Source organism: Cupriavidus sp. NPDC089707 (assembly GCF_044748965.1).
GTDB lineage: Bacteria > Pseudomonadota > Gammaproteobacteria > Burkholderiales > Burkholderiaceae > Cupriavidus.
The window spans coordinates 60,992-76,419 of the sequence record NZ_JBIVHB010000024.1 but is presented as its reverse complement, the minus strand read 5'-3'; the positions used below and the strand labels follow the sequence as shown (position 1 = coordinate 76,419).

Annotated in this window: 17 protein-coding genes; 1 reads left to right on the top strand and 16 read right to left on the bottom strand. The window is 64.2% G+C overall.

Features of this window, described 5'->3' with window-relative positions; all coding sequences use genetic code 11:
- Positions 1-37: 37 nt before the first annotated feature.
- Positions 38-598 (top strand): elongation factor P, encoded by a 561-nt coding sequence (gene efp / locus ACIP1U_RS27195; protein WP_029046321.1) that lies wholly within the window; start codon positions 38-40, stop codon positions 596-598.
- A gap of 88 nt (positions 599-686) precedes the next feature.
- Here the strand turns inward: efp and nagZ are convergent, their stop codons facing one another.
- The 16 genes from nagZ to fabF form a co-directional block, all read right to left on the bottom strand.
- Entirely contained in the window at positions 687-1,736 is a 1,050-nt protein-coding gene (gene nagZ, locus ACIP1U_RS27190; RefSeq protein ID WP_400321875.1) for a beta-N-acetylhexosaminidase, read from the bottom strand.
- Between the two features lie 14 nt (positions 1,737-1,750).
- Positions 1,751-2,173 (bottom strand): holo-ACP synthase, encoded by a 423-nt coding sequence (acpS, locus tag ACIP1U_RS27185; RefSeq protein ID WP_400321873.1) that lies wholly within the window; start codon positions 2,171-2,173, stop codon positions 1,751-1,753.
- On the bottom strand, positions 2,170-2,952 hold the full coding sequence (gene pdxJ / locus ACIP1U_RS27180; protein WP_400321871.1) for a pyridoxine 5'-phosphate synthase: 783 nt from the start codon (positions 2,950-2,952) through the stop codon (positions 2,170-2,172). The genes acpS and pdxJ overlap by 4 nt, the downstream gene beginning before the upstream one ends.
- 31 nt (positions 2,953-2,983) lie before the next feature.
- On the bottom strand, positions 2,984-3,871 hold the full coding sequence (recO, locus tag ACIP1U_RS27175; protein WP_400321870.1) for a DNA repair protein RecO: 888 nt from the start codon (positions 3,869-3,871) through the stop codon (positions 2,984-2,986).
- A 29-nt stretch (positions 3,872-3,900) separates the two neighbouring features.
- A complete protein-coding gene (era, locus tag ACIP1U_RS27170; RefSeq protein ID WP_400321869.1) occupies positions 3,901-4,839 on the bottom strand; it encodes a GTPase Era in 939 nt (312 codons plus the stop codon).
- Complete coding sequence (gene rnc, locus ACIP1U_RS27165; protein ID WP_029046315.1) at positions 4,836-5,606, bottom strand: ribonuclease III; 771 nt, start codon at positions 5,604-5,606, stop codon at positions 4,836-4,838. Before rnc ends, era begins: the two co-directional genes overlap by 4 nt.
- 1 nt (position 5,607) lies before the next feature.
- Positions 5,608-6,021 carry a DUF4845 domain-containing protein gene (locus ACIP1U_RS27160; protein WP_400321866.1) on the bottom strand — a complete coding sequence of 138 codons (414 nt, stop codon included), beginning with the start codon at positions 6,019-6,021 and terminating at the stop codon, positions 5,608-5,610.
- Positions 6,022-6,071: 50 nt separating this feature from the next.
- A complete protein-coding gene (lepB, locus tag ACIP1U_RS27155) occupies positions 6,072-6,974 on the bottom strand; it encodes a signal peptidase I (protein ID WP_400321864.1) in 903 nt (300 codons plus the stop codon).
- An 89-nt stretch (positions 6,975-7,063) separates the two neighbouring features.
- Positions 7,064-8,857: a translation elongation factor 4 gene (gene lepA, locus ACIP1U_RS27150; RefSeq protein WP_400321861.1), complete on the bottom strand. Its 1,794-nt coding sequence runs from the start codon at positions 8,855-8,857 to the stop codon at positions 7,064-7,066.
- 211 nt (positions 8,858-9,068) lie between these two features.
- Positions 9,069-9,365 (bottom strand): glutaredoxin family protein, encoded by a 297-nt coding sequence (locus ACIP1U_RS27145; RefSeq protein WP_400321859.1) that lies wholly within the window; start codon positions 9,363-9,365, stop codon positions 9,069-9,071.
- Positions 9,366-9,384: 19 nt separating this feature from the next.
- Complete coding sequence (locus ACIP1U_RS27140; protein WP_400321857.1) at positions 9,385-10,869, bottom strand: DegQ family serine endoprotease; 1,485 nt, start codon at positions 10,867-10,869, stop codon at positions 9,385-9,387.
- Positions 10,870-10,997: 128 nt separating this feature from the next.
- A complete protein-coding gene (locus ACIP1U_RS27135; protein WP_400321856.1) occupies positions 10,998-12,077 on the bottom strand; it encodes a MucB/RseB C-terminal domain-containing protein in 1,080 nt (359 codons plus the stop codon).
- A gap of 8 nt (positions 12,078-12,085) precedes the next feature.
- Positions 12,086-12,709: a sigma-E factor negative regulatory protein gene (locus ACIP1U_RS27130; RefSeq protein ID WP_400321854.1), complete on the bottom strand. Its 624-nt coding sequence runs from the start codon at positions 12,707-12,709 to the stop codon at positions 12,086-12,088.
- A 116-nt stretch (positions 12,710-12,825) separates the two neighbouring features.
- Entirely contained in the window at positions 12,826-13,425 is a 600-nt protein-coding gene (rpoE, locus tag ACIP1U_RS27125) for an RNA polymerase sigma factor RpoE (RefSeq protein ID WP_400321852.1), read from the bottom strand.
- A 111-nt stretch (positions 13,426-13,536) separates the two neighbouring features.
- Complete coding sequence (locus tag ACIP1U_RS27120) at positions 13,537-13,992, bottom strand: hypothetical protein (RefSeq protein WP_400321851.1); 456 nt, start codon at positions 13,990-13,992, stop codon at positions 13,537-13,539.
- Positions 13,993-14,062: 70 nt separating this feature from the next.
- The gene (gene fabF, locus ACIP1U_RS27115) at positions 14,063-15,295 is read right to left on the bottom strand and encodes a beta-ketoacyl-ACP synthase II (protein WP_400321849.1); all 1,233 of its coding nucleotides are present in this window, start codon (positions 15,293-15,295) and stop codon (positions 14,063-14,065) included.
- Between the last annotated feature and the right edge of the window lie 133 nt (positions 15,296-15,428).

Sequence of the window (15,428 nt, the reverse complement as noted above, 5' to 3'; positions counted from 1 at the left end):
CCAAATTCCTACTTTCTTATTCAGGAAAACAGTTCAGATGAAAATCGCACAGGAACTCCGCGTCGGTAACGTGTTCATGATCGGCGGCGATCCGATGGTCGTGCAGAAGGCCGAGTACAACAAGTCGGGCCGCAACGCAGCCGTGGTCAAGATGAAGTACAAGAACCTGCTGACCGACGCCCCGGGCGAGTCGGTGTTCAAGGCCGACGACAAGTTCGAAGTCGTGGTGCTGGAGCGCCGCGAGTGCACCTACTCGTACTTCGCCGACCCGATGTACGTATTCATGGACACCGACTACAACCAGTACGAAGTCGAGAAGGACAGCATGGGTGACTCGCTGAACTACCTCGAAGACGGCATGAACGTTGAAGTCGTGTTCTACAACGACAAGGCCATCTCGGTTGAAATGCCGACCACGCTGGTCCGTGAAATCGTCTACACCGAGCCGGCCGTCAAGGGCGACACCTCGTCGGGCAAGGTGCTCAAGGGCGCCAAGATCAACACCGGTTTCGAACTGCAAGTGCCGCTGTTCTGCAACATCGGCGACAAGATCGAAATCGACACCCGTACCGGCGAATACCGTAGCCGCGCCAACTAAGGCGTGCGCAAGGTCCCGGCTGGCACAGCGGGACCAACAAGGAAAAAGGCAGCCTCGGCTGCCTTTTCCGTTTTTGCACGCTCGCGTATCAGGCGATCAGCGCGTACTCGCGCAGCGTGCGCAGCGCGGCGCGGTATTCGCCTTCGCCATGCAGCTTGTTCCAGTCCATCGGCTTGCGGCGCGGGAACAGCTTGCGGATGCGGCGCAGCGATGCCTTGTCGATGCCCACGTCGAGCTCGGTCAGCAACTGGTCGGCGCGATCCGGGTGGTTGCAGATCAGCACCATGTCGCAGCCTGCCGTCAGCGCGGCGCGCGCTGCCTCGGTCACATTGCCGGCCACGCTGGCGCCTTCCATGCTGAGGTCGTCGCTGAAGATCACGCCCTCGAAGCCCAGTTGCGCGCGCAGCACGTCCTGCAGCCAGTAGCGCGAGAAGCCGGCCGGATTCGGGTCGACCTTGGGATAGATCACGTGCGCCGGCATCACCGACGACAGACCCAGGCCCAGCCATTCGTACGGACGCGCGTCCTGTTCGAGGATCTCGTCCAGCGTACGTTCGTCTACCGGGATCGCCACGTGCGAATCGGCCTCGACATAGCCGTGGCCGGGGAAGTGCTTGCCGCAGTTGCTCATGCCGGCCAGCAGCAGGCCGTGGTTGAGGTGGCCGGACAGCATCGTCACCACGCGCGGGTCGGCATGGAAGGCGCGGTCACCGATCACGGCACTGCGCCCGTAGTCGAGATCCAGCACCGGCGTGAAGCTGAAATCGATGTCGCAGGCGCGCAGTTCGGCCGCCAGCACATAGCCGCATGCCACCGCAGCGCGCGTCGCCGCCAGTACATCGCGCTCCCACAGCTCGCCCAGCCGATGCATCGCCGGCAAATGGGTAAAGCCGTCGGTCTTGCAGCGCTGCACGCGGCCGCCTTCATGGTCGATGCAGATCAGCACGTCGTCGCGCACCGCGCGGATCGCGCGCGTCAGCGCCTGCAGCTGCGCGCGCGATTCGAAGTTGCGCGCGAACAGGATCACGCCGCCAGTCAGCGGATGCGCGATGCGGCGCGCATCGTCGGTATCGAGTTGCTTGCCGACGACGTCGAGGACCACCGGGCCCGGCCGCTTGCCGGAGTTCTTCTTGGACATGGAAGTGGTTGGATTCACAAGGCTGTGGTTTGGGGAGCCGCCCCGCCGGTGCGCTCGGCAATGGCGAAGGCGACCGCATAGTCATGTTCGTCACTGACACTGACCCGTACGGTGAGGCCGCGTTCCGCGAGCCATGTCGCCAGTTCGCCGTGGCATACGGGGGAAGGCTCACCCGAAGGGAGGTTCATCAGTTCCATTGCGCGCCACGTCATCGGCCAGCGCATGCCCAGGCCGATGGCCTTCGAAAAGGCTTCCTTGGCAGCGAAGCGCGTGGACAGGAAGGCGAGTCCGCGCTTCTCGGAACGCGCCTTGCGCGCGTGGTACTTGGCCAGCTCGTTGGGTCCGAGCACCTTTTCCGCGAAGCGGCCGTGGGTGCGTTCCATCACGCCCTGCACGCGGGCAATCTGGATGATGTCGGTGCCGACGCCGTAGATCACGCCGGCGCGCCTGCGACGGGATAACGCGTGCCGAGACGCGCGGCCACCATGATGGCCTTCATCTCGCGCACCGCGTTCTGCCAGCCGACGAACACCGCATGCGCGACAATGGCATGGCCGATGTTCAGTTCCTTGATGCCGGGCAGCGCCGCGATGGGCTGGACATTGGTGTAGTGCAGGCCGTGTCCGGCGTTGACCACCAGCCCGTGCTTCAACCCCGCGTCGACACCCTCCGCGATGCGGCGGAACTCCACCGCCTGCTCGTCGGGCGTATGCGCATCGGCATAGGCGCCGGTGTGCAGCTCGATCACCGGCGCGCCGCACGCGGCCGCCGCCGCGATCTGGTCGGGGTTGGCATCGATGAACAGTGACACGCGGATGCCGACGCCGGCCAACTGCGCGCAAGCCGCCTTGACCTGCTCGAAGCGGCCGGCCACGTCGAGGCCACCTTCGGTGGTCACTTCTTCGCGGCGCTCGGGTACCAGGCATACGTCCTGCGGACGGACCTCGCAAGCGATATCGAGCATCTCCTGCGTGATCGCGCATTCCAGGTTCATGCGCGTGGCCAGCTGCGAGCGCAGCGCGCGCACGTCGGCGTCGCGAATATGGCGGCGGTCTTCGCGCAGGTGCAGCGTGATCAGGTCCGCGCCGGCTTCCTCGGCCTGCAATGCGGCCTGGATGGGGTCGGGATATACGGTGCCGCGCGCGTTGCGCAGCGTGGCCACGTGGTCGATATTGACGCCAAGGTCGATGACGCCCGGATTTGCGTGGAAGATCATGCGAGCAGGAGAGATGATTGGATTGATTCGGTCACAGATACTGCAGGTCGATCAGTATCTGGCGCGTTTTCAGCGGTTCGCCTTGCAGATAATAATGCAGCAGGAAGCGCATCAGTGCCCGGCTTTGCGCCGCGGTCTGCGCGCGGCCGTAGTCGTCCTGCACCATATCGAGCAGCGTCTGGCCCGACACCACCGGCCACGACGACGGATCGCTCGGCTGGGCGCGACGCACGCCGCGCTCTGGCTGATAGACATAGTCGAGCCCCGGCTGCACACGCTCGCCGGTGCTGAGGCAATGGTCGAAGGCCACCGCAAAGCCGGTCTCCTGCAGCAGCAGGCGCTCGAAGCTCCGCAGCACCAGCCCGGCGGGTTCGCCGTGCGCCAGCCGCGTGAGCGTGGCCAGGTAGTGGCGGAACAGCGCGGGATACGCATCTTCGCGCGGGCAGAAGCGCATCAGCAGTTCGTTGAGATAGAACGCGGACAGCAGCGCATCACCGGCCAGCGGTGGCATGCCACCGACCCATTCGGCCTTGGTCAGTGTCTTGACCTCGCCGCGGCCGCTCCATGACACCGACACCGGATGGAAATGCTGCAGCACCGCCCGCAGCGCCGAATGCGGGCGCTTGGCGCCCTTGGCCACCATCGAGATGCGGCCATGGTCGCGCGTGAAGACATCGAGGATCAGGCTGGTCTCGCGGTACGGCCAGGCGTGCAGCACGAAGCCCGGCTGGTCGGCGACGCGCGACTCGGGCCGGGCCGGCACGATGCGCATGGCGCGGTCCATCATGGCGCGCGCGGCCGCATCGGCCATGCCGGGCAGCGCCTTGCTGTCGAGCAGTTCGGCCGCCTCGTCCACCACCGGATCGGCGCGGCGGGTGCGGAGCGCCGGCGCGCGCGCGCTATCAGCCGTCTTGCTCAATGGTCGCTCGCCTTTCGCTCGCAGTATGCTCACTCGTAGCCGTAGGCCCGCAGTCCGGCTTCGTTGTCGGCCCAGCCGCTCTTCACTTTGATCCACATCTCAAGGTAGACCTTGCCGTCAAAGAGCTTCTCCATATCGAGGCGCGCCTCGGTGGAGATCTGCTTGAGCTTGCTGCCCTTGTTGCCGATGATCATGGCCTTGTGCGCGTCGCGCTCGACCAGGATGGTGGCAAAGACGCGGCGCAGCCGGCCCTCGGTCTCGAACTTGTCGATGATCACGGTGCTCGTGTACGGCAGCTCATCGCCGGTCCAGCGGAACACCTTCTCGCGGATGATCTCCGAGGCCAGGAAACGCTCGCTGCGGTCGGTCATCGCATCGGCGTCATACATCGGCTCGCCTTCCGGCAGGTAGGGCCGGATGATATCGAACAGCCGCGCAATATGGTCGCGGGTCTTGGCCGTCATCGGCACCACTTCGCGGAACGGGAACAGCTGCCCCATCTTTTCCAGGAAGGGCATCATCACTTCCGAGCGGTTTTCGCCGGTGACGCGGTCGAGCTTGTTGGCGATCAGCAGCACCGGGGTGTTCTTCGGCAGCAGCGACAGCACTTTCTCGTCGTCGGCGCCGTAATAGCCGGCCTCGACCACGAACAGGATCAGGTCCACCGACGACAGCGTCGACGTGACCGCGCGGTTCAGCGAACGGTTCAGCGCGCTGGCGTGACGGGTCTGGAACCCAGGCGTATCGACGAACACATACTGCGCGTCGTCCGTGGTCTGGATGCCGACGATGCGGTGCCGCGTGGTCTGCGCCTTGCGCGAGGTGATGCTGATCTTCTGGCCGACCAGCGCGTTCATCAGCGTGGACTTGCCCACGTTGGGGCGGCCGACGATGGCCACGGTGCCGCAGCGGAACGCCGCGGCCGGGGTATCCGCCGCGTCTTGCTGCGGATGGTTAGATTCGGTCATTCCTTCAACCTGAGAGACAGCTGCGGATCCTGCGGCTGGGGTTGCTTGCGGGTCTTGCCGGTGCGCTCGGCGCGGCTGCGCTTGAGCAGCTGCGGCACCAGCTTCTGGACTTCGTCCAGCGCCAGCTTGGCGGCGGCCTGCTCGGCGGCGCGCCGCGAGGCACCGGTGCCGAACACCCGGACTTCCAGTTTAGGCACCGTGCACTCGACTTCAAACTGCTGGCTGTGCGCGGCCCCGTGGGTGGCGATTACGTTATATTGCGGCAGCGCGATCTTGTGGCCTTGCAGGTATTCCTGCAGCAAGGTCTTGGCGTCCTTGCCCAGCGTACGCGGATCCACCTGCTCCAGGATCGGGATATAGAGCTTGCGGATCAGCGCGCGCGCTGCCTCGAAGCCGGTATCGAGGAAGACCGCGCCAACAATGGCCTCGAGCGCGTCGGCGAGAATCGACGGACGGCGGAAACCGCCGCTTTTCAGCTCGCCCTCGCCCAGGCGCAGCGTGTCGGACAGTTGCAGCATCTGGGCGATCTCATACAGGGCCTGCTGCTTGACCAGGTTGGCCCGCACGCGCGACAGGTCGCCTTCGTCAAGCTTGCCGAACATGCCATAGAGCATGTCCGCCACGGCGCAGTTGAGCACCGAATCCCCCAAAAACTCGAGGCGTTCGTTGTGCTGGGCGCTGTGGCTGCGGTGCGTCAGCGCCTGCTGCAGCAATTCTGGCTTGCTGAATCGGTAGCCGAGTCGTTGCTGCAAGGCGTCGAGGTTCATATCAGTGCTGCGTTCCCGAATAGGTGATCAGAAGACTCAGGGGTCCGTAGACGGGCACTTCGGTCCGGTACGAAAAATCAACCGAGCGGATGTTGCCGTTATCGTCCTCGCGGACCAGCAGGTCTTCGCCCTTGACTGCGGCAATCCGGTCAATGACTGCCTGTTTGTCGAAATACTCGACGACTTCACGTTTGTTGACTGCGCGCTGCTTGGCATAGCTGGCTGCGCGCTTCACCGAAAAATACTCCACCAGGCTCGGGATCGAGCGCACGGCCGGCAAGGCCACGCCGATCACGAAGACCACGACCACCAGCAGAGTCCAGACGGAAAAACCGCCCTGCCCGCGACGCCGTGGCCAAGCCTGGCCGTACTCCCGGCCTTGTTCTTTCCCCTTACCCTTCCCGGTCTGACCCATTTGCGCTTGCCCTCTATCGTGTTGAGTGTTCTTGCGCCGCGCGGATTGACTTATTTGAACGAGCCCACGCGTCCGAAATTGCCCAGGTTCATCCAGATGACAAAGGCCTTGCCGACGATATTCTCATCCGACACGAATCCCCAGTAGCGGGAGTCGAGGCTGTTGTCCCGGTTGTCGCCCATCACGAAATAGTGACCCGCAGGTACCTTGCACGTCACACCCTGCTGATTGTAAGTGCAGTTTTCCCGGTAGGGGAAATCCGGGTCGGCGCCTGCAACGAACGCCGGCCGGTCAGCATCGTTAAGGATGCCATGGTCGACACTGCCGGGCAGCTTTTCGCGGAAATGCTTGGAATACGCCAGGCGCTCTTCGTCCAGAAAATCCGGCAGCACGGTGTATTCGGCAGGCTTGCCGTTAATGGTCAGCCGCTTGTTGAAATACTGAACCGTGTCGCCCGGCACGCCGACGACACGCTTGATGTAATCGAGCGATTTGTCCTTCGGGTAGCGGAATACCATTACGTCGCCGCGCTGTGGCTCGCGCATGTCCATGATTTTCTTGTTCACCACCGGCAGCCGGATGCCGTACTCATACTTGTTGACCAGGATGAAGTCGCCGATCAGCAGCGTCGGAATCATCGAGCCCGACGGGATCTTGAACGGCTCGACCACGAACGAGCGCAGCACGAACACCGCCAGGATCACCGGGAAGAAGCTGGCCGAGTATTCCAGCCACCACGGCTGGCGCAGCTTCTCTTCGGCCAGGCGCTTGCGCGTGGCGTCGGCATCGGTCGCGCCAAAGCCGCCGCCTTGCAGCGCCCCCTGGCGGGAATCGAATTCAGCCAGCGCCAGCCGCGCCGAGGCGCGGCGCTGCCGCTCAAACACGAGCTTGTCCGCGACCCACGCAACACCCGTAATCACCACCAGCACAAAAAGGATCAGTGCAAAATTCATGACGGCTTCTGGTTCTTGGAAATCCTGGTACTGCCTGTTCTGTTATGCGCGCGGCGAACCGCCGCGCGTCGCATCGTGCTGCGGGTGCCTTACTTGTCGTCCACCTGCAGGATGGCCAGGAAGGCCTCTTGCGGGATCTCGACCGTACCCACCTGCTTCATGCGCTTCTTGCCGGCCTTCTGCTTTTCCAGCAGCTTCTTCTTGCGGCTGATATCGCCGCCGTAGCACTTGGCCAGCACGTTCTTGCGCAGTGCCTTGACGTTTTCGCGCGCGATGATATTCGAGCCGATCGCCGCCTGGATCGCCACATCGTACATCTGGCGCGGAATGATCTCGCGCATCTTGGCTGCCACTTCGCGGCCGCGGTATTGCGAGTTGGAGCGGTGCACGATCACCGACAGCGCATCGACCTTGTCGCTGTTGATCAGGATATCGACCTTGACCACATCCGACGGGCGATATTCCTTGAACTCGTAGTCCATCGACGCATAGCCGCGCGAAACCGACTTCAGGCGGTCGAAAAAGTCCATCACGATTTCCGCCATCGGGATCTCGTAGGTCAGCTGCACCTGCTTGCCGTGGTAGCTCATGTTGATCTGCGAGCCGCGCTTCTGCGTGCACAGCGTGATCACCGAGCCGACATATTCCTGCGGCATATACAGGTTGACCGTGACGATCGGTTCCAGGATCGCTTCGATCTTGCTCGGGTCCGGCATCTTCGCCGGATTTTCCACCGTGATCATGGTGCCGTCGCGCATCTCGACCTGGTACACCACCGTGGGGGCGGTAGTGATCAGGTCCATGTCGAACTCGCGCTCCAGGCGTTCCTGCACGATTTCCATGTGCAACAGGCCCAGGAAGCCGCAGCGGAAGCCGAAGCCCAGTGCCTGCGACACTTCCGGCTCGAACATCAGCGAAGCGTCGTTCAGGCGCAGCTTCTCCAGCGACTCGCGCAGCGCTTCATACTGGTTGGCCTCGACAGGATACAGGCCGGCAAACACCTGCGGCTTGACCTCCTTGAAGCCCGGCAGCGGCGCCTCAGCCTTGCGCTGCACGGTGGTGATGGTGTCGCCAACCTTGGCGGCCTTCAGCTCCTTGATGCCGGCGATGACGAAACCTACCTGGCCGGCGGTCAGCGAATCGCGCTGGATCGATTTGGGCGTGAACACACCCACCTGCTCGACCAGGTGCTGCGCGCCGGTGGCCATCAGCAGAACCTTGTCCTTGGGGCGCAGCGTGCCGTTGACCACGCGCACCAGCATCACCACGCCGACATAGTTGTCGAACCACGAATCGATGATCAGCGCCTGCAGCGGTGCGTCCGCGTCGCCCTTGGGCGACGGCACCTTGGCGATCAGGGCTTCGATCACGTCCTGCACGCCCTGGCCGGTCTTGGCCGAGCAGGGCGTGGCGTCCTGCGCGTCGATGCCGATGACGTCCTCGATCTCCTGGATCGCGTTGTCGGGATCGGCCTGCGGCAGGTCGATCTTGTTCAGCACGGGCACCACTTCCACGCCCAGCTCGATCGCTGTGTAGCAGTTGGCCACGGTCTGCGCCTCAACGCCCTGCGAGGCGTCGACCACCAGCAGCGCGCCTTCGCAGGCGGACAGCGAGCGGCTGACTTCATAGCTGAAGTCGACGTGTCCCGGGGTATCGATCAGGTTGAGGTTGTAGACCTTGCCGTCGCGCGCCTTGTAAGTCAGCGCGGCGGTCTGCGCCTTGATGGTGATGCCGCGCTCTTTCTCGATATCCATCGAGTCGAGGACCTGCGCTTCCATCTCCCGATCCGACAGCCCTCCACAGAGCTGAATGATCCGGTCGGCCAGGGTGGACTTCCCATGGTCGATGTGGGCAATGATCGAGAAATTACGGATATGGTCCATCTAGTGTTCAGGGGAGCGCCGGCAACAGGCCCGGGGCGGCAACAAACGGTTCGTCGCAGTTTGAAAATGGCCCGGCGCCGCGCGCCGGCAGGCGTGCGCGGGCGTGCCGCAAAGGTCAGGGGTGCAATTTTTGCGCCAATCCGGAATTTTACCGGATTTTCAAAGGCTTCCGGGTCGTGAAATGGCCACGCCGTATGCGTGCCAGGCGCATTCAGCGGCTGGCGCGGGCACCGCCGTGTGCTGCAAGCCACTCCCGCACCGCGCCGTCATCGAGGAAATAGTGACAAAGCTGCGCGGCACTGCCGTCAAGCGCCTCCGGCGCCCCTGGCATCAATACCGGGACCAGTTCGCCGAAGCGGTCTTCCAGGCCAGCGTCGCTGTCGACATCCACCTCATGCAGTACGAAAGAAAAATCGCGCCGGAGAGACTCCAGCGCGACCTTCATGTCTTCGCACAGATGGCAGTATGCCCGGCCGTAAAGCGTCAGAACGGGCGTCAGCGCGGGCATGCCATCGACGGGGAGCGGATCAACGGTTGGCGGTGGCACCTGGGCGCAGCGTCAGCACCTGGGTGGCGTCGCCGCGCCGCACGAACACCGCAGCGATCCGGCTCTTGTCCAGCCCGCGCACCAGCTCGTTGAACTGGCGGGCGTTGGTCACGTCGGTGTCGCCCAGGCGCAGGATAATGTCGCCAGGCCGGATGCCGGCGCGCAGCGCAGGGCCGTCGGCCAGCTCTACCTCGACGCCCGACTTGAGCTTGAGTTCCTTCAAGCGCGCGTCAGGCAAGTCGTTGACCACCAGCCCCAGCGCGTTAGGCTTGCTGGCCGGTGCGCTGTCTTCCTTGGGCGCAGCACTGCGGCTGGCGCGCGCCTTGCCGTCCGGCTCCAGTTCGGCGACGGTGATGGTGACCTCGCGGGTCGCGCCCTTGCGCCACAACTGCAGCGGCACGCGCGCGCCCGGCTTGGTATCGCCGACCATGCGCGGCAGGTCCGAAGCGCGCTCGATATCGCGGCCGTTGAACTTCAGGATGATGTCGCCGGCCTCGATCCCTGCCTTCTCGGCGGGGCCGCCCGGCTCGACGCTGCCGACCAGTGCGCCGCGCGCACGGCCCAGTCCCAGCGAATCGGCCACTTCCTTGGTGACATCGCCGATCGCCACCGCGATGCGGCCGCGGGTCACGCGGCCTGCGGTCTTGAGCTGCTCCGACACGCGCATCGCCTCGTCGATCGGGATCGCGAAGGAAATACCCATGTAGCCGCCGCTGCGGCTGTAGATTTGCGAGTTGATGCCGATCACTTCACCGCGCAGGTTGATCAGCGGGCCGCCCGAGTTGCCGGGATTGACCGCCACATCGGTCTGGATAAACGGCACGTAGTCGCCGGTATCGCGCCCCTTGGCCGAGACAATGCCGGCGGTCACGCTGTTATCCAGCCCGAACGGCGAGCCGATGGCCAGCACCCACTCGCCGGCGCGGACCTTCTCCGAATCGCCCAGCGGCAGGCGCGGCAGGTTGTTGGCATCAACTTTCAGCAGCGCCACATCGGTACGCTTGTCCGAGCCGATCAGCTTGGCCTTGAACTCGCGCTTGTCAGGCAGCGTCACGTAGATGGTTTCCGCGTCCGCCACGACATGCGCGTTGGTCATCACATAGCCATCGGCGCTGATAATGAAGCCCGAGCCTACGCCACGGCTCTGCTCTTCCTGCTGCGGCGGCTGGCTGCGGCGGGGCGGCGTGCCGGGAGATGGCGCGCCCGGCATGGGCACGCCAAAGAAGCGCCGGAAGAACTCGGCCATTTCATCGTCGCCGGGGGCACCGCCGCGTTGGCGCACGCGCTCGGTGGTGCGGATATTGACCACCGCGGGGCTGGCCTTCTCCACCAGGTCGGTGAAATCAGGCAGGTTGTAGTTGGCGGCGGCAGCCTGGGCGTGGCTGACTTCGGCCACGGTCGGGCCGAGCACCAACATGGCAGCCATGACCACGGCGCGCGCCAGGGCTGGAGATCTGAAAGTCATCGACAACTCCCGGGATTCAGCGAAAGAAGAAAAACCGATACGATCCCGTAGCTGGGACCCCTTGCGCAGGTTTCATGGGCCGGCACCGGAACGGGCATTCCGAGGCGCCGGCTGCACCCGCGTCAGGCTCAGTGTACCGCCTTGGGCGGTCGGTACTCTACGGCCGTCGCAAACTGGCGTACGGTGCTCGCCGGCACCTCGCCGACCACGGTGATCCAGTAATCGGCAATCCGGCGCACCACGACCTGGGTTGCCCCGAGCGCGGCCACGCCCTCGCGGCGCACACGCTGCTCGGAAACCGGCTCGATGAAGACCGACAGGCCGGTCAGCCCGTCGCTGTAGACCACCTGCAGGACCTCGAAGACCTGGCCGCGGCTGTTGCCGGGCGCCGACGCCCGAAGCTCGCCCAGCGGACGTCGCACCTCGCGGATTTTCTGGAAACCCTTCAGCGGCACGGCGATCGTCCAGCCTTCATCGGCGATATTTGTCGGCTGGTAATTCACCTCGTAGTGGTTCCAGTTGCTGGCACTCTTGATGGCGGCAAGGATGCGCTGCTTTTCAGACGGCACCCCGATCTGGACTTGCGAGAATGCCACCTGCTCCAGCACCTTGCCGCCGTCGCCAACGGTCTGCGCACGCATCAGCAGCCCGGAATTCTTCTCGGCCCACAGGCGCACCGCGTAGCGCGCCGCATCGTGCGGCTCCAGCGCGAACACCTCGCAATCCATGCCGGCCACCCGCTCCGCGGGCATCCTGCGCATGTCGTAGAGTTCGAGCACATCGTTCTTGTTGGTGGCAAGCAGCGCCGGGAAGCGGTCCTTGGCTTCCTGCTTCTCCACCACCACGAGCTTGGCTTCCGGAATCAGGCTGTGCACCACGTCATTCTGGCGCAGCACCTCGCGCGGCTTGCCGTCCAGCGTTTCCAGGCGCTCGTACTCGTTGTTGACCAGGTCGCTGTAATGCTGGATGCGCGACGCATGCATGACGCTGCCGCGCTGGTAGATCAGCGTGCCAACGTAGTTTTCGCGCTGCGCGGCTTTGTGGATCTTGTTGAGCCAGGCGGTGGCGTCGCGGCGGTTCAGCGTACTGTCCGACGGCTGCGCGGTTGCCGCTGCAGCAGTCAGACACAAGGCCAGAAAAAGGGACCTACGCAGGGCCCCAATTCTCTGTGCGCCCGCTACATAGGCGGACGACCGTCCTTTATGCATGTCCGGCATTATTCCTGCGTATTTTCCTGAGAGAAGCTGGCGCCGTTGGCAACCGTGCGCATGGTCGGCACGAACGCATCCGTTGCCACCGACGTGCGATGGGCACGCAAATATTCGTCCAGGCGCGGATCGCGGATCATCTGGGTGTCGGCCACGGTGACAACGCCGGCAGCCGGCGCGGCTGCGGGCGGCTCAGCGCGTGCCACCACGGCTTCGGGCGCCGCCAGGCCGGCGGGTCCGCGCATCTGCGGCACCACTACCCAGCTGACCGCCGCCACGGCGGCCGCGATCGCGGTACCGGGCAAGGCGCGGCGCACCCACGACGGCCTGAGCAGCAGGCGGTGGCGGGCGCTGGCTTGCGCGACGGCCGGCACCAGCACGTGCGGCTCGGCTTCCAGGCGCGCGGAGAAGCGAGAGAGGAAATCGACGGTGGAGCCCGCGTGCGTCAAGTCTTCCGAGCGCAGTGCATCGCCGATCAACTGGTATGTGCTCCAGTCGGCCATGCCGTCGTCGCTTTTTGCGAGATCGAGCACGGCATTGACTTCGTGCGGCGCCAGTTCGCCGTCCATCAGAACGGAGATCTGCTCCGCTGCTTCCACTACATGAACCGACTGGTTATGAGCCTGACCCATTTCCCACCCCAAGACATTCCATTGAACACCGATAATCCCGTCTACTGCTGTCGCTTATCGATGCAGGAATAGGCTGCAACGCTGGCCACACGACATCTTTCTTTGCTACCGAACCACTACCACCGCTTGCCCTCTGCCGTTCCCAGCAGCGGACGCAATCTTTCGGCAATCGCCTCGCGCGCACGGAAGATCCGCGAGCGCACCGTGCCGATCGGACATCCCATCGCCTCTGCGATTTCCTCATAACTGAGGCCCTCGATCTCGCGCAGGGTGATGGCGGTCCGCAATTCCTCCGGCAGTGCTTCCATCGCGCGATTCACCGTCTCGGCAACCTGGCGCGTGTGGAGCATCGACTCCGGCGTATTGATATCCCTTAGTTGCTCACCGTCCGCAAAAGTTTCAGCCTCTTCCGCATCGATGTCGCTCGACGCTTCCGGGCGGCGGCTCTGGGTTGCCAGATAGTTCTTGGCCGTGTTGACGGCGATCCGGTACAGCCACGTGTAGAAGGCCGACTCCCCGCGAAACTGAGGCAAGGCGCGATATGCCTTGATAAAGGCATCCTGCGCCACATCCTCGACTTCGGCGGGGTCCCTGACCAGGCGCGAGATCAGACGAATGATCTTCCGATGGTATTTGGTCACCAGAAGTTCAAAGGCCCGCTTGTCGCCCTGCTGGACGCGTTCAACTAGGAGCTGATCGGCTTCGCGTTCGCTCACGTATGGCTCACCTGCAGTGTATCTCTTGGTTTGGTCGTCACGACAAACGTTGTATTTTACCTACGATTCTCCGCTCGCCCCGTCGAGCAACGCGCACCCTGTGACCGTAAATTAACAAATTCGTTCCCTTATTGCCGTCTCCGGTTGCACCTGCAGTGCAACTCTGGCGGCACCCTGCAACCGCTGTGAGAACTCCGGCGAAAGCGCTTGCCAGGGGAGGAAGATCGCGCCCGGCACGCCGGGCGCGCGAGAAGCAAGGCGCAAGACAACTGCCTCACCCACTTGCCAGAAGCCGCTCACCACGACTTCATGGCGGCGGGCCCCAGGGCCTTCAATTCGGACCCGCAGCGGCCCTTTGCCATCGGGCGCCGGCAGCATCGCCGTGCACCGCCAGCGCAATGCTCGTGCCCACCGGCGCCAGCCGCGCACTGCGGCCACGCCTGCGACGACCGGCATGAGCGCCAGCGCACCATGCCACCAAAGCAGGCCGGTCGGGCTGGCGGCGACGGTGTCGGCCAATGTCGACGCAAGCAGTCCCACCGCAGACGCTTCGGCGACGCAGAACAAGAACAGGGCCCACCGCAAGCGGTGGACCCTGTCCCGACGCAGCCCGCGCAGGGCCCGCCTCAACCACGGATCAGACGCGGCGGAAGACAAGCGTGCCGTTGGTGCCGCCGAAACCGAAGTTGTTCTTCACCGCGACATCGATCTTCATCTCGCGCGCCGTGTTGGCCACGTAGTCCAGGTCGCATTCCGGATCCTGGTTGTCGATGTTGATCGTCGGCGGCGACACCTGGTTGTGCAGCGCCAGCACGGTGAAGACCGATTCCAGGCCGCCAGCGCCGCCCAGCAGGTGGCCGGTCATCGACTTGGTCGAGTTCACCACCATCTTGTAGGCCTGGTCGCCGAAGGCTGCCTTGATAGCATCGGATTCGTTCTTGTCGCCGAGCGGCGTCGAGGTGCCATGCGCGTTCAGGTAATGGACCTGATCAGTATTGATGCCCGCATCCTTCAGCGCGTTGACCATGCAGCGGCGCGGGCCGTCCATGTTCGGCGCGGTCATGTGGAACGCATCGCCGCTCATGCCGAAGCCGATCAGCTCGGCATAGATGCGCGCGCCGCGGGCCTTGGCCGACTCGTACTCTTCCAGCATCATCACGCCGGCGCCCTCGCCCAGCACGAAGCCGTCGCGATCCTTGTCCCACGGGCGCGAGGCCGCTGCCGGATCGTCGTTGCGGGTCGACAGCGCGCGGGCCGCGGCAAAGCCGCCGATACCCAGCGGCGACACCGTCGACTCGGCGCCGCCCGCCAGCATGGCGTCGGCGTCGCCGGCCTGGATCAGGCGAGCTGCCAGGCCGATGCTGTGCAGGCCAGTCGTGCACGCGGTCACGGCAGCCAGGTTCGGACCCTTGATGCCATGGATGATCGACAGGTGGCCGGCGATCATGTTGATGATCGAGCCCGGCACGAAGAACGGCGAAATGCGGCGCGGACCACGCTCGGTCAGCACCGCTTTGGTGTCTTCGATCATCGGCAGGCCGCCGATGCCCGAACCGACCAATACGCCGATGCGCTCGGCATTGGCTTCGGTCACTTCCAGGCCACTGTCCTTCAAGGCCTGCGTACCCGCGGCGATGCCGTAATGGATAAAGGTATCCATATTGCGGGCTTCCTTGGCCGGGATGTAGTCCTCGGCATTGAAACCCTTCACTTCACCGGCGAAGTGCACGGAAAGCGCGGAGTGATCGAATTTGGTGATGGTGGCGATGCCGGACTTGCCGGCTACCAGGTTGGCCCAGCCTTCGGCAACCGTGTTTCCGACCGGAGACACAAGGCCAAGCCCAGTGACGACGACGCGACGACGGCTCACTATGTTTTCCTACGGGTGCGTGAAGACGCAACGGAACGACGGATCAACCCGCCACCGCGCCGCGGGCGCTGCGGACAGGCGCATTCCATTCTGCGTCCTCGAACAGACGAAAGCCACAGAAAACAGCAAGGCA

Bases quoted from the DNA above. Each gene is read 5' to 3' on its own strand.
- efp (WP_029046321.1), top strand. From the start codon at position 38: ATGAAAATCGCACAGGAACTCCGCGTCGGTAACGTGTTCATGATCGGC.
- nagZ (WP_400321875.1), bottom strand. From the start codon at position 1,736: ATGTCCAAGAAGAACTCCGGCAAGCGGCCGGGCCCGGTGGTCCTCGAC.
- pdxJ (WP_400321871.1), bottom strand. From the start codon at position 2,952: ATGATCTTCCACGCAAATCCGGGCGTCATCGACCTTGGCGTCAATATC.
- era (WP_400321869.1), bottom strand. From the start codon at position 4,839: ATGACCGAATCTAACCATCCGCAGCAAGACGCGGCGGATACCCCGGCC.
- rnc (WP_029046315.1), bottom strand. From the start codon at position 5,606: ATGAACCTCGACGCCTTGCAGCAACGACTCGGCTACCGATTCAGCAAG.
- ACIP1U_RS27160 (WP_400321866.1), bottom strand. From the start codon at position 6,021: ATGGGTCAGACCGGGAAGGGTAAGGGGAAAGAACAAGGCCGGGAGTAC.
- lepB (WP_400321864.1), bottom strand. From the start codon at position 6,974: ATGAATTTTGCACTGATCCTTTTTGTGCTGGTGGTGATTACGGGTGTT.
- lepA (WP_400321861.1), bottom strand. From the start codon at position 8,857: ATGGACCATATCCGTAATTTCTCGATCATTGCCCACATCGACCATGGG.
- ACIP1U_RS27145 (WP_400321859.1), bottom strand. From the start codon at position 9,365: ATGCCCGCGCTGACGCCCGTTCTGACGCTTTACGGCCGGGCATACTGC.
- ACIP1U_RS27140 (WP_400321857.1), bottom strand. From the start codon at position 10,869: ATGACTTTCAGATCTCCAGCCCTGGCGCGCGCCGTGGTCATGGCTGCC.
- ACIP1U_RS27135 (WP_400321856.1), bottom strand. From the start codon at position 12,077: ATGCATAAAGGACGGTCGTCCGCCTATGTAGCGGGCGCACAGAGAATT.
- ACIP1U_RS27130 (WP_400321854.1), bottom strand. From the start codon at position 12,709: ATGGGTCAGGCTCATAACCAGTCGGTTCATGTAGTGGAAGCAGCGGAG.